The sequence below is a fragment of the Streptomyces sp. NPDC043853 genome (assembly GCF_056436025.1).
This window is the reverse complement of sequence record NZ_JBWKDJ010000003.1, coordinates 268,295-281,465: the sequence shown is the minus strand read 5'-3', so window position 1 is coordinate 281,465 and position 13,171 is coordinate 268,295. Positions and strand designations below refer to the sequence as shown.

Genomic DNA, 13,171 nt, shown 5'->3' with positions numbered 1-13,171 from the left:
ATTTACTAATGCAACTAAAATATTAGCGAAACGAAATCGTGCGCCGCGGGCAGCACGAAGCCCCGGTCGCATTCAAGCGGCCGGGGCTTCGCGTCACAACGTTCGGTCTCACACACCGGAGCCGGAAGGCACGGAGTCGGTGGCCTCCGTCCACAGGTCCTGCTCGGCGCGGTCCGCCTGGATCTGGCGGTACACGAGGAGCCCGCCGATGGCGGCCAGTGCGACCAGGAGAAGCTTCTTCACCGCGCGAACCTCGTCTCTCATTGACGTAGGAGTCTTCTGGCGCCCAACAATACACACCGACCGATACCGATCGGTTATCTGGGAACGACCCTGACGATCAAACGGCAACGGCCCGGCGGAGAATCTCCGCCGGGCCGTAACCGTACTGTGGGGCTAACAGGATTTGAACCTGTGGCCTCATCCTTATCAGGGATGCGCTCTAACCAACTGAGCTATAGCCCCTCCGCGCTGCGCGCTGACTCCTGAAGATTAGCGCACAGACCCGGGAGTTCCCAAATCGCTGGTCAGGGCCCTACTCGTCCTCGGCGAGAGTGAGCTCCACACCGCCCACGAAGCCCGCCGAGAGGTTGTAGATGAAGGCGCCCAGGGTGGCCAGCGCCGTCATCAGGACCACGTCGATGACCGCGATCACCGAGGTGAACACGAGCACCCGCGGCAGCGACAGGAACGACTGTAGGTCGAAGCCGTTCGACTCGTTCGACCCGGTGGCCTCGGAGATGGTGCCGCCGACGGTCGAGAAGACGCCCATCGCGTCCATGACCATCCACAGCACCGCCGAGGCCACGATGGTGCAGATGCCCAGCGCGATCGACAGCAGGAAGCTGACCTTCATCACCGACCAGGGGTCGGCCTTGGACACCCGCAGCCGCGCCTTGCGCGTCCTGGGCGTCGTACGGGCCCCCGGGCGCGGCTTGCGCTGCGCTCCGGGGCCCGCCGGCGCCGCGTACGCCTGCGGCGGGTGGTACGGCTGAGCGGGACGCTCCTGGCCGGCCTCCGCCGACGACTGCGGCCCTCGGGTGTCCGTCACGGTTGTCGCTCCCTGCGCGTCCGCGGCGGGGCCACGGGCACCGCTATCTCCGGTCGTGGCCGCTCCGGCGCCCGTGGCTCCACTCACGCTTGCTCCTACTGCTCCCCGGCCGAGGGCTCCGTGCCCTCGGCGGCCTCGGTGGCCTGTCCCTCGGCCGTCTCGGGCTCATCGCCCTCCTCGGCCTCCTGACCTGCCTCGGCATTGCGTGCGATACCGACGACGGCATCGCGCTTGCCCAGGTTGATCAGCTGGACGCCCATGGTGTCACGGCCGGTCTCCCTGACTTCATTGACGCGCGTACGAATCACACCTCCGCCGAGGGTGATTGCAAGGATTTCGTCGGTTTCGTCCACCACGAGCGCGCCGACGAGGGATCCACGATCCTCCACGATCTTGGCGGCCTTGATACCCAGACCACCACGGCCCTGGACGCGGTACTCGTCGACCGGCGTCCGCTTGGCGTAGCCGCCGTCGGTCGCGGTGAAGACGAACGTACCGGGTCGGACCACGCTCATGGAGAGCAGTTCGTCACCCTCACGGAAACTCATGCCCTTCACGCCGGACGTCGCACGGCCCATCGGGCGCAGCGCGTCGTCGGTCGCGGTGAACCGGATCGACTGCGCCTTCTTGCTGATGAGCAGAAGGTCGTCCTCGGCCGAGACCAGCTCCGCGCCGATCAGCTCGTCGTCGCTGCCGTCCTGCTGCTCGCGCAGGTTGATGGCGATGACACCACCCGAACGGGGCGAGTCGTAGTCCTTCAGCGGGGTCTTCTTCACCAGACCGGCCTTGGTGGCCAGGATCAGGTACGGGGCCGCCTCGTAGTCGCGGATCGCCAGGATCTGCGCGATCTGCTCGTCCGGCTGGAAGGCCAGCAGGTTGGCCACGTGCTGGCCGCGGGCGTCGCGCCCGGCGTCCGGGAGCTCGTAGGCCTTGGCCCGGTACACCCGGCCCTTGTTGGTGAAGAAGAGCAGCCAGTGGTGCGTGGTGGAGACGAAGAAGTGGTCGACGATGTCGTCTTCCTTCAGCTTCGTGCCGCGCACGCCCTTGCCGCCGCGCCGCTGGGAGCGGTAGTCGTCGGTCTTGGTCCGCTTGACGTAACCGCCGCGGGTGATGGTGACGACGATGTCCTCTTCGGCGATCAGGTCCTCCATGGACATGTCGCCGTCGAAGGGCACCAGCTTGCTGCGCCGGTCGTCGCCGAACTTCTCGACGATCGCCGCCAGCTCCTCGCTGACGATCGCGCGCTGCTTCTCCGGCGAAGCCAGGATGGCGTTGTACTCGTTGATCTTCGCCTGGAGCTCGTCGTGCTCGGCGACGATCTTCTGCCGCTCCAGGGCCGCGAGCCGGCGGAGCTGCATCTCCAGGATCGCGTTGGCCTGGATCTCGTCGATCTGCAGCAGGCCCATCAGGCCCTCGCGGGCGATCTCGACGGTCTCGCTGCGCCGGATCAGCGCGATGACCTCGTCGATCGCGTCCAGCGCCTTCAGCAGACCGCGCAGGATGTGGGCCCGCTCCTCCGCCTTGCGCAGGCGGAACTTCGTCCGGCGGACGATGACCTCGATCTGGTGGTGCACCCAGTGGCGGATGAACGCGTCCAGCGAGAGCGTGCGCGGCACCCCGTCGACCAGGGCCAGCATGTTGGCGCCGAAGTTGGTCTGCAGGTCGGTGTGCTTGTAGAGGTTGTTGAGCACCACCTTGGCGACCGCGTCGCGCTTGAGCACGATCACCAGGCGCTGGCCGGTCCGGGAGGAGGTCTCGTCGCGGACGTCGGCGATGCCGCCGATCCGGCCGTCCTTCACCAGGTCGGCGATCTTCTGCGCGAGGTTGTCCGGGTTCACCTGGTAGGGGAGCTCGGTGACCACCAGGCACTGGCGGTTCTGGATCTCCTCGACCTCGACCACGGCGCGCATGGTGATCGAGCCGCGGCCGGTCCGGTAGGCCTCCTCGATGCCCTTGCGGCCCACGACCAGCGCGCCGGTCGGGAAGTCGGGGCCCTTGATGCGCTCGACGAGCGCGTCGAGGAGGTCCTCGTGGGAGGCTTCGGGGTTGGCCAGGTACCACTGGGCACCCTCGGCGACCTCGCGCAGGTTGTGCGGCGGGATGTTGGTCGCCATGCCGACCGCGATACCGGCGGAACCGTTGACCAGGAGGTTCGGGAAGCGTGCCGGCAGGACCGTCGGCTCCTGGTTGCGGCCGTCGTAGTTGTCCGTGAAGTCGACGGTCTCCTCGTCGATGTCGCGGACCATCTCCATCGACAGCGGCGCCATCTTGCACTCGGTGTAGCGCATGGCGGCCGCCGGGTCGTTGCCCGGGGAGCCGAAGTTGCCGTTGGAGTCCACCAGCGGCATGCGCATCGACCACGGCTGGGCGAGGCGCACCAGGGCGTCGTAGATCGAGGAGTCGCCGTGCGGGTGGTACGTACCCATGACGTCACCGACGACGCGGGCACATTTGTAGAAGCCCTTCTCGGGGCGGTACCCGCCGTCGTACATGGCGTACAGCACGCGCCGGTGCACCGGCTTCAGGCCGTCGCGTACGTCGGGCAGCGCGCGGGACACGATGACGGACATCGCGTAGTCGAGGTACGAGCGCTGCATCTCCGTCTCGAGCCCGACGGGCTCGATGCGCATCTGCGGTTCTTCCTCGGCGGCTTCGGTGCTGGTGGGAGTGGTTTCGTCGGCCATTACCGGTCTTCAGATCCTTTCAGGCGGTCAGCGGACCGACTCAGATGTCGAGGAAGCGGACGTCCTTGGCGTTGCGCTGGATGAAGGAGCGCCGGGCCTCGACGTCCTCACCCATCAGCACCGAGAACAGGTCGTCGGCCTGGGCGGCGTCGTCCAGGGTGACCTGGCCGAGCACGCGGTGGTCGACGTCCATGGTGGTGACGCGCAGCTCCTCGGCGTTCATCTCGCCCAGGCCCTTGAAGCGCTGGATCGAGTCTTCCTTGATGCGCTTGCCGTTCTGCTTGCCGAGCTCGACCAGGGCGTCGCGCTCGCGGTCCGAGTACGCGTACTCGAAGTCGTCGCGGCCCCACTTGATCTTGTACAGCGGCGGGCGGGAGAGGTACACGTGCCCGGCCTCGACCAGCGGCCGCATGAAGCGGAACAGGAAGGTCAGCAGCAGGGTGTTGATGTGCTGGCCGTCGACGTCGGCGTCCGCCATCAGGATGATCTTGTGATAGCGGAGCTTCTCGATGTCGAAGTCCTCGTGCACACCGGTGCCGAAGGCGGAGATCAGCGCCTGGATCTCGGTGTTCTGCAGGATCTTGTCGATCCGCGCCTTCTCGACGTTCAGGATCTTGCCGCGGATCGGCAGGATGGCCTGGTACATCGGGTTGCGGCCGGACTTCGCGCTGCCGCCGGCGGAGTCACCCTCGACGATGAAGATCTCGCACTTGGTGGGGTCGTTCGACTGGCAGTCCGACAGCTTGCCGGGCAGCGAGGCGCTCTCCAGCAGGCCCTTGCGGCGGGTCAGGTCGCGGGCCTTGCGGGCCGCGACCCGGGCCGTGGCGGCCTGGATGGCCTTGCGGACGATGTCCGCGGACTCGTTCGGGTTCCGGTCGAACCAGTCCGACAGGTGCTCGTGGGCCACCTTCTGGACGAAGGTCTTCGCCTCCGTGTTGCCCAGCTTGGTCTTGGTCTGGCCCTCGAACTGCGGCTCGCCCAGCTTGACCGAGATGATCGCGGTCAGACCCTCGCGGATGTCGTCACCGGTGAGGTTGTCGTCCTTCTCGCGCAGCAGCTTCTTGTCGCGCGCGTACCGGTTGACCAGGGAGGTCAGCGCGGCGCGGAAGCCCTCCTCGTGGGTGCCGCCCTCGTGCGTGTGGATCGTGTTGGCGAAGGAGTACACGCCCTCGCTGTACTGCGAGTTCCACTGCATCGCGATCTCGACCGAGAGCATGCGCTCCTTGTCCTCGGCCTCGACGTCGATGACGGTCGGGTGGATCAGCTCGCCCTTGCGCGAGTTGAGGTACTTCACGAAGTCGACGATGCCGCCCTCGTAGTGGTACCGGACGGTGCGCGCCACCGGCTCGGCGGTGTCCGCCTCCGGGTCGTCGGCCCCGGCCGTGGCCTTGGCCGACTCGCGCTCGTCGGTCAGCGAGATGGTCAGGCCCTTGTTCAGGAAGGCCATCTCCTGGAAGCGCCGGGACAGCGTCTCGAAGGAGTACTCGGTGGTCTCGAAGATGTCGCCGTCGGCCCAGAAGGTGACCGAGGTGCCGTGCTCGTCGGTCTCCTCGTTGCGGGCCAGCGGCGCGGTCGGAGCACCCAGCTTGTAGTCCTGGCTCCAGCGGTGGCCGTCGCGCCGGACCTCGACCGAGACCTTCGTGGACAGGGCGTTCACCACGGAGACGCCGACACCGTGCAAACCGCCGGAGACGGCGTAGCCGCCGCCGCCGAACTTGCCGCCCGCGTGCAGCACCGTCAGGACGACCTCCAGCGCCGGCTTGCCCTCGGAGGGCACGATGTCGACCGGGATGCCTCGCCCGTTGTCGACCACCCGCACACCGCCGTCGGCCAGGATGGTCACGTCGATGGTGTCCGCGTGCCCGGCCAGCGCCTCGTCGACGGAGTTGTCGACCACCTCGTAGACGAGGTGGTGGAGGCCGCGCTCACCGGTCGAGCCGATGTACATGCCCGGCCGCTTGCGCACGGCGTCCAGGCCCTCGAGGACCTGGATGTTGCTGCCGGTGTACTGATTGTTCTCGTTGGAGTTGCCGGAATCGGCCACGAAGCGCCCTTTCTGGCACAGCACAGGCCGTTCTCCGGGCCAGCAGGCATGCAAGCAGGAGCGGCTGCGTCGATCTGCGTTGTCAGCGGTCAGTCAGCGGTCTCGCGCGAGCGGGACCGCCTACTTACCACCAGTCTACCGGTAGCGCTGACACTGATGGGGGTTTGCCGGTACCTGAGTCCGCATGTGCCGCCCTGAACCTCCCTCGCCCGACTCCCCATATTCAGACCGGGGCTCAAAGTGGCTCACGCGGGCATTCAGAGCTTCGGCCTGTCAACCTCCGGCTACCGTGAGGGACACCACCCGCGTGGCCGGAACCCGGCGGTGCCCGGGACCGTTGCGGGGAACGGCCGGAGCCCTTGGGAACACTGGTCCGAAGCCCTTGGGAGAGCGGGCGGGAACCGGTGGGAGCAGGCGCCGGATGAGGCGCCCGACGGGAGTGGATCCCGCGGGGATCCCCGAGCGGGTCCGGTGGGGGAAGGGCCCGGCCGGGCAGACCCTAGTCCCAGTCGCGGCCGGTGCCGGTGCTGCCCGGCGCGCGCAGGGGCCCGTAGCGGCGCGGCCGGCCGCCCGGTCCCTGCACCTGGATCAGACGTACGGTGCCCTGCCCGAGCTCCTTGTTCAGCTTGGCCACCAGCTGCGGGGCCAGCAGCTTCAGCTGCGCCGCCCAGGCCGAGGAGTCGCAGCGCACGGTCAGCTCGCGGTCCTCGTACGTCTCCGGCTCGCAGTGCGCGGCGATCTCCGGGCCGACGATCTCCGCCCAGCGCTCCATCACCCCGGCCACCGCGATCGGCATCTCCCAGCCGCGCTCGGTCCGCAGCCGGTCCAGCGCCGCCATCAGCGGCATCGGGTCGCGGCCGTCGGCGCGGGCGCCGGACCGAAGCCGCGGCTGGCCCTGCCGCTTCTTCCCGGCCGCGCCCTGGCCTCGGGCGCGGGCCTGCTCCCGGGCGGCCGCGAGGGCCTGGCGGGCCAGGTCGACGCCGGAGGGTTCGGGGGTCCGCCGCGGGCCGTCGGGCTCCGGAGCGGAGCCCGGCCCCGGGGCACCGGTGCCGTTCACAGCCGGGTCACCTCCCCGCCGGACACCGCGAAGCGGGTGCCCGTCAGCACGTCCGGGACGTCGTCGTCCACAGCCGCCGTCACGAGCACCTGCTCGCCGCCGGCCACCAGCTCCGCCAGCCGCTCCCGCCGCCGCGCGTCCAGCTCAGCGAAGACGTCGTCCAGGATCAGCACCGGCTCAGTGCCCTCCGACCGCAGCAGCTCGTAGGAGGCCAGCCGCAGCGCGAGGGCGTACGACCAGGACTCGCCGTGGCTGGCGTACCCCTTCGCCGGCAGGTCGCCCAGCTTGAGCACCAGCTCGTCCCGGTGCGGGCCGACCAGTGTGACGCCCCGCTCGATCTCCTGCTTGCGGGCCGCGCCGAGCGCCTCCAGCAGCACGGTGCACAGCTGCTCGCGGGTGCTGTGGACAGCGAGGTCGAGGTCCTCGGCGGCCGAGCTCCGGTAGGCCAGGCCCAGCGGACCGCCGCCGGGGGCCAGCTGCTCGTACGCCTTGTCCGCCAGCGGGCGCAGGGTGCCGATCAGGTCCAGCCGCTGGGCGAGCAGCTCCGCCCCGGCCCGGGCCAGGTGCTGGTCCCACACGTCGAGGGTGGACAGGTCCATGGACCGGCCGCCGTGCCGGCGGGCCATCGCCGCCGACTTCAGCAGGGTGTTCCGCTGCTTGAGCACCCGCTCGTAGTCGGAGCGGACCCCCGCCATCCGCGGCGACCGGGCGGTGATCAGCTCGTCCAGGAACCGCCGCCGCTCCCCGGGGTCGCCCTTCACCAGGGCCAGGTCCTCGGGGGCGAACAGCACGGTCCTGACGATCCCCAGCACGTCCCGCGGCCGGACCTGGGAGGACCGGTTGATGCGGGCGCGGTTGGCGCGGCCGGGGTTGAGCTCCAGCTCGACCAGCTGCTGGCGGTCGCCCTGCCGGACCGAGGCCCGGATCACGGCCCGGTCGGCGCCCATCCTGACCAGCGGGGCGTCCGAGGCCACCCGGTGGCTGCCCAGGGTCGCCAGATAACCGACCGCCTCGACCAGGTTCGTCTTCCCCTGGCCGTTGGGGCCCACGAAAGCGGTGACGCCCGGGTCGAGGGGGACCTCGGCCCGGGCGTACGAGCGGAAGTCGGCCAGCGACAGATGCGCTACATGCATGGCGACGCCGACCTCCCCCGGCTACCTCTGGTGGTGCTGGTACTGCGGTGTTGCAGGTGCTGCGGGTACTGCAGGTGCTGCGGGTACTGCTGAGTCGTTACTTCTTCTCGACCGCGTGGCCGCCGAACTGGTTGCGCAGCGCGGCGATCATCTTCATCTGCGGGGAGTCGTCCTGGCGGGAGGCGAACCGAGCGAAGAGGGAGGCGGTGATCGCGGGCAGCGGAACCGCGTTGTCGATCGCGGCCTCCACCGTCCAGCGGCCCTCGCCGGAGTCCTGCGCGAAGCCCTTGAGATCGTCGAGGTGCTCGTCCTCGTCCAGCGCGTTGACCGCCAGGTCCAGCAGCCAGGAGCGGATCACCGTGCCCTGCTGCCAGGAGCGGAAGACCTCGCGCACGTCGGTGACCGAGTCCACCTTCTCCAGCAGCTCCCAGCCCTCGGCGTAGGCCTGCATCATGGCGTACTCGATGCCGTTGTGGACCATCTTCGCGAAGTGGCCCGCGCCGACCTTGCCGGCATGCACCGAGCCGAAGTCACCCTCGGGCTTGAGGGCGTCGAAGACCGGCTGCACCCGGGCCACGTGCTCCTCGGCGCCGCCGTACATCAGGGCGTAGCCGTTCTCCAGGCCCCAGACACCGCCGGAGACACCGCAGTCGACGAATCCGATGCCCTTGGCGGCCAGCTCGGCGGCGTGCTTCTCGTCGTCGGTCCAGCGGGAGTTGCCGCCGTCGACCACGATGTCACCGGGCGAGAGCAGCTCGGCCAGCTCGTCGATGGTGGACTGGGTGGCCGCTCCGGCGGGGACCATCACCCACACCACCCGCGGGCCCTTCAACTTGCCCACAAGCTCTTCGAGGCTGTGGACATCGGCGAGGTCGGGGTTGCGGTCGTATCCGATGACGGTGTGGCCTGCGCGGCGAATGCGCTCGCGCATGTTGCCGCCCATCTTGCCGAGACCGACGAGACCGAGCTCCATCAGGTTGATTCCTTAAGTGTGTGCGGTTCCGTACCCGCGTCCGAGCCTACGCCCGGACGCGGACGCACACCTTCCCCCCACGCTACGCGCGGGGGTGCCCCCGGTCAGCCGGACAGCCGCACCGGCATGATCAGGTACTTGTACGACTCGTCCGCCTCGGCGTCCACCGCCGGGCGGCCGCTGAGCAGGGCCGGCTTGGTCGAGGTCGTGAAGGACAGCTGGGCTGCGGGGGAGCCGATCGCGTTCAGACCCTCCAGCAGGAAGGTCGGGTTGAAGGCGATCGAGATGTCGTCGCCCTCCAGCTGGGCGTCGACCCTTTCCACAGCCTGTGCATCGTCGGACGAACCGGCCTCGAGGATCAGTACACCCTGCTCGAAGCTGAGCCGGACCGGGGTGTTCCGCTCGGCCACCAGGGCGACGCGCTTCACGGCCTCGATGAACGGGGCGGTCTCGATCACCGCGACGGAGTTGAACTCGGTCGGGAAGAGCGTCCGGTACTTGGGGAGGTCGCCCTCCAGTAGGCGGGTGGTGGTGCGGCGGCCGGCGCCCTCGAAACCGATCAGGCCCTCGCCCGCGCCGGAGCCGGACAGCGCCAGGGTGACGGAGTCACCGCTGCCCAGGGAGTTGGCGATCTCGGCCAGGGTCTTGGCGGGCACCAGGGCCACGGCGGAGGCGTCCGGGTTCTCCGGCTTCCACAGGAACTCGCGGACGGCGAAGCGGTAGCGGTCGGTGGAGGCCAGGGTGACGCGGTCGCCCTCGATCTCGATCCGCACACCGGTGAGCACCGGCAGGGTGTCGTCGCGGCCGGCGGCGGTGACCACCTGCTTGGCGGCGGAGGCGAAGACCTCGCCGGGGACGGTGCCGGTGGCGGTGGGCATCTGCGGCAGCGCCGGGTACTCCTCCACGGGCAGGGTGTGGAGGGTGAAGCGGGAGGAGCCGCAGACCACGGTCACCCGTACACCGTCTGTGGAAATCTCCACCGGCCGGTTGGGGAGGGCGCGGCAGATGTCGGCGAGGAGCCGGCCGGAGACCAGGACCGTGCCGTCCTCCTCCACGTCCGCCTCGATGGAGACGCGGGCCGAGACCTCGTAGTCGAAGCCGGAGAGGCTCAGCGTGCCGTCCTCGGCCTTCAGCAGCAGGCCCGCGAGAACGGGCACCGGCGGCCGGGCCGGGAGGCTACGGGCCGCCCACGCCACCGCCTCCGCGAGTACGTCGCGCTCCACCCGGATCTTCACCGGAAACCGCCTCCTGCTGTTGCTGGCCTTCGTCGTCGGCTCGATGCCGGAGACCAGTCTGACGTACGGCACCGACAGCCGCTGCTGCCGCCCGTCAAATCGGGAGCGCGGCGTCGGGAGAGCCGATCGCCGAGTTGTGCACAGGACCTGCTTGAAAACCGAATCCGGCCTAACTGTCTATGGGAGTAGTAGTAGGGCCTGTGGAAACGGTGGATAACTCGATTCTCGCAGGTCAGCAACTGTTTTTTATCCACCGGGCCTGTGTATGGAGCCGGTGGACAACCCGGGGTATCTGTGGAGAACAGAAAGTTCTGCACAGGTCGTCCACAGAGGAGGCCCCGTGGTCCACAGCTGTGTCCCCAGTTTTCCCCGACTACTCCACAGCCCAAACGTCCTCATCGGTGTGACGCCTTTCACTCGGGCCGGTGACGGGGGTCCCCCTGTTGCCGAACAGTGGACAAGGATGTGGATGGCAGGGGGCATCCTGTGCACAGAGCACCCGAAGCTGTGGATTGCCTGGGGACAGCGCCTGGGGCAGGCCTGTGGACAACTTCTTCGTCCACAACCTGTGGATTACCGATGCTCACAATTCCACAGGGCTCTGACCTCGCCTGATGGTCCTTCACCAGGCACCCCTGTGGACAGATTGTGGGCAACGAAAAGAGTCCCCAGTCTGTGGACGGCACAAAGTCGCCGAATCTGTGGATAAGTTGCCCCCAAGGGGGCGTATTCGAACAGACGAAGGGCGCGCGGACATCCAAGTACGCCCCCCATGTGGACGGTTCACGCCCCTGCGGATGGCCCATCGCCTCCCCGATACGCCCAACGGCGGTTCCCGGGGACGCCGAAGGGCGCCTCCGGACGGGTCCGGGGGCGCCCTTCGGGGATGGGTGCGGGATGGGTGCGGGATGGGTGTGGAACGGATGCACAGCCCTGTGGAAGAGCGGGCGCGTCAGCCGTTCTTGATGCGGTTGGTGAGCTCGGTGACCTGGTTGTAGATGGACCGGCGCTCGGCCATCAGGGCGCGGATCTTGCGGTCCGCGTGCATGACCGTGGTGTGGTCCCGGCCGCCGAACTGGGCGCCGATCTTCGGCAGCGACAGGTCGGTGAGCTCACGGCACAGGTACATGGCGATCTGCCGGGCCGTCACCAGCACCCGGCTGCGCGAGGAACCGCACAGGTCCTCCACGTTGAGGCCGAAGTAGTCGGCGGTGGCCGCCATGATGTCGGTGGCGGTGATCTCCGGGGCGGTGTCCTCACCGCCGCCCGGGATCAGGTTCTTCAGCACGTCCTCGGTCAGCCCCACGTCCACGGGCTGCCGGTTCAGGCTCGCGAAGGCGGTGACCCGGATCAGCGCGCCCTCCAGCTCGCGGATGTTCCGCGAGATCCGCGAGGCGATGAACTCCAGCACCTCCGGCGGGGCGTTGAGCTGCTCCTGGACGGCCTTCTTGCGGAGGATCGCGATACGGGTCTCCAGCTCGGGCGGCTGGACGTCGGTGATCAGACCCCACTCGAAACGGTTCCGCAGCCGGTCCTCCAGGGTCACCAGCTGCTTGGGCGGCCGGTCGGAGGACAGCACGATCTGCTTGTTGGCGTTGTGGAGCGTGTTGAAGGTGTGGAAGAACTCCTCCTGCGTCGACTCCTTGCTCGCCAGGAACTGGATGTCGTCGACCAACAGGATGTCCATCTCGCGGTAGCGCTTGCGGAACGCGTCGCCCTTGCCGTCGCGGATGGAGTTGATGAACTCGTTGGTGAACTCCTCGGAGCTCACGTAGCGCACCCGGGTGCCCGGGTAGAGGCTCCGCGCGTAGTGCCCGATGGCGTGCAGCAGGTGGGTCTTGCCCAGGCCCGACTCGCCGTAGATGAACAGCGGGTTGTACGCCTTGGCCGGGGCCTCGGCCACGGCCACCGCGGCGGCGTGCGCGAAGCGGTTCGAGGCACCGATGACGAAGGTGTCGAAGAGGTACTTCGGGTTCAGCCGGGCGGTCGGCTCCACCGGTCCGGAGGAGGACCCGCCGGACGGGGCCGGGTGCGCGGCGGGGCCGGTCCGGCCGGGTGCCGGCAGCTGTGCCTGCTGGTCGTAGGCGCTCTGGTCGTAGCCGCCCTTGTCGTACGAGGAGGGCTCGTAGGAAGGGGACTCGTACGAGGGCTCGTACCCGTTGTCCGGCTGCTGGAGGTAGCCGGGCTGCGGAGAGGCGTACGGGTCGCGCTCGGGGTACCCGCCGAGGCGCGGCTGCTGCCAGCCCGGCCAGGCGCCGGGCTCCGGGCGCGGCTGCTGGTAGTCGGGGTAGGCGGGCCGGGCGGTGGGATGCTGGTCGCCGTAGGACTCGCGCTGGTCTCCGTACGGCTCGCGCTGCGAGGACACCGGCGGGGCCGGCGGCGCGGAGCCGCCGGCGGAGTCGTCGACCGTGATCGCGATCCGGATCGGGCGGCCGCACTCCCGGCTCAGGGTGTCACTGATGAGGGGGGCCAGGCGGCCTTCCAGCACGCGCTTGCCCCATTCGTTGGGGACGGCGAGGAGAGCGGTGTCCGCGACCAGGGCCAGCGGCTGGCAGCGCTCGATCCACTGCTTGTCCTTGGGCTCGATGCCCTGCTGGCCTTCCCCGAGGAGCGTCTCCAGCACTCGCGGCCACACTGCGGCAAGATCGGCAGGTACGTCAGCCACAGAGCACGCTCTCTCACAGGTCCCACGAATGTGTGGTTCTTCGGGACGGTCGGGACAAAAAAATCCGGGATCAGGCAACGGTAGTCAGCGTGACGGGTAGGGTTCAAGTCGTTGTCCACAGCCTGTGCACAGCTGGGCCCCGTGGACGGCCGGTGCAGGCTCGGTTTGACCGGATGGCGCAGCCCCGCGTACCGTAACGAGGTCGAGTTGTCGATGGCTGCTGCCGCCTGCCTACCGATGGGCGAAGATCACTGATCGTGATCATTTAGCGGTGTCCACTCGGGCGAACACGCGAGTTCCTCGTGGGCGCACGGTGACAGCCAGGCGAT

The 13,171-nt window shown here is 68.7% G+C and carries 9 protein-coding genes and 1 tRNA gene; all 10 read right to left on the bottom strand.

Annotation, left to right across the window (positions count from 1 at the left end; translation table 11 throughout):
- Nucleotides 1-108: 108 nt before the first annotated feature.
- Nucleotides 109-243, bottom strand: coding sequence for a DLW-39 family protein (locus tag AC067U_RS10025; protein ID WP_208809277.1), 135 nt, complete (start codon nucleotides 241-243; stop codon nucleotides 109-111).
- A gap of 148 nt (nucleotides 244-391) precedes the next feature.
- A tRNA-Ile gene (locus AC067U_RS10020) sits at nucleotides 392-465 on the bottom strand.
- Nucleotides 466-535: 70 nt separating this feature from the next.
- Nucleotides 536-1,138 (bottom strand): DUF3566 domain-containing protein, encoded by a 603-nt coding sequence (locus AC067U_RS10015; protein WP_478829160.1) that lies wholly within the window; start codon nucleotides 1,136-1,138, stop codon nucleotides 536-538.
- A gap of 8 nt (nucleotides 1,139-1,146) precedes the next feature.
- Nucleotides 1,147-3,735 (bottom strand): DNA gyrase subunit A, encoded by a 2,589-nt coding sequence (gyrA, locus tag AC067U_RS10010; protein WP_478829159.1) that lies wholly within the window; start codon nucleotides 3,733-3,735, stop codon nucleotides 1,147-1,149.
- A gap of 40 nt (nucleotides 3,736-3,775) precedes the next feature.
- Nucleotides 3,776-5,803: a DNA topoisomerase (ATP-hydrolyzing) subunit B gene (gene gyrB, locus AC067U_RS10005; RefSeq protein ID WP_478829158.1), complete on the bottom strand. Its 2,028-nt coding sequence runs from the start codon at nucleotides 5,801-5,803 to the stop codon at nucleotides 3,776-3,778.
- Between the two features lie 475 nt (nucleotides 5,804-6,278).
- Nucleotides 6,279-6,836, bottom strand: coding sequence for a DciA family protein (locus AC067U_RS10000; RefSeq protein WP_478829157.1), 558 nt, complete (start codon nucleotides 6,834-6,836; stop codon nucleotides 6,279-6,281).
- Nucleotides 6,833-7,969 carry a DNA replication/repair protein RecF gene (gene recF, locus AC067U_RS09995; protein ID WP_478829156.1) on the bottom strand — a complete coding sequence of 379 codons (1,137 nt, stop codon included), beginning with the start codon at nucleotides 7,967-7,969 and terminating at the stop codon, nucleotides 6,833-6,835. The genes AC067U_RS10000 and recF overlap by 4 nt, the downstream gene beginning before the upstream one ends.
- A 97-nt stretch (nucleotides 7,970-8,066) precedes the next feature.
- The gene (gnd, locus tag AC067U_RS09990) at nucleotides 8,067-8,942 is read right to left on the bottom strand and encodes a phosphogluconate dehydrogenase (NAD(+)-dependent, decarboxylating) (protein ID WP_478829155.1); all 876 of its coding nucleotides are present in this window, start codon (nucleotides 8,940-8,942) and stop codon (nucleotides 8,067-8,069) included.
- Nucleotides 8,943-9,046: 104 nt separating this feature from the next.
- Nucleotides 9,047-10,177, bottom strand: coding sequence for a DNA polymerase III subunit beta (dnaN, locus tag AC067U_RS09985; protein ID WP_478829570.1), 1,131 nt, complete (start codon nucleotides 10,175-10,177; stop codon nucleotides 9,047-9,049).
- 952 nt (nucleotides 10,178-11,129) lie between these two features.
- Nucleotides 11,130-12,800, bottom strand: coding sequence for a chromosomal replication initiator protein DnaA (gene dnaA / locus AC067U_RS09980; RefSeq protein ID WP_478829154.1), 1,671 nt, complete (start codon nucleotides 12,798-12,800; stop codon nucleotides 11,130-11,132).
- Nucleotides 12,801-13,171: the final 371 nt, after the last annotated feature.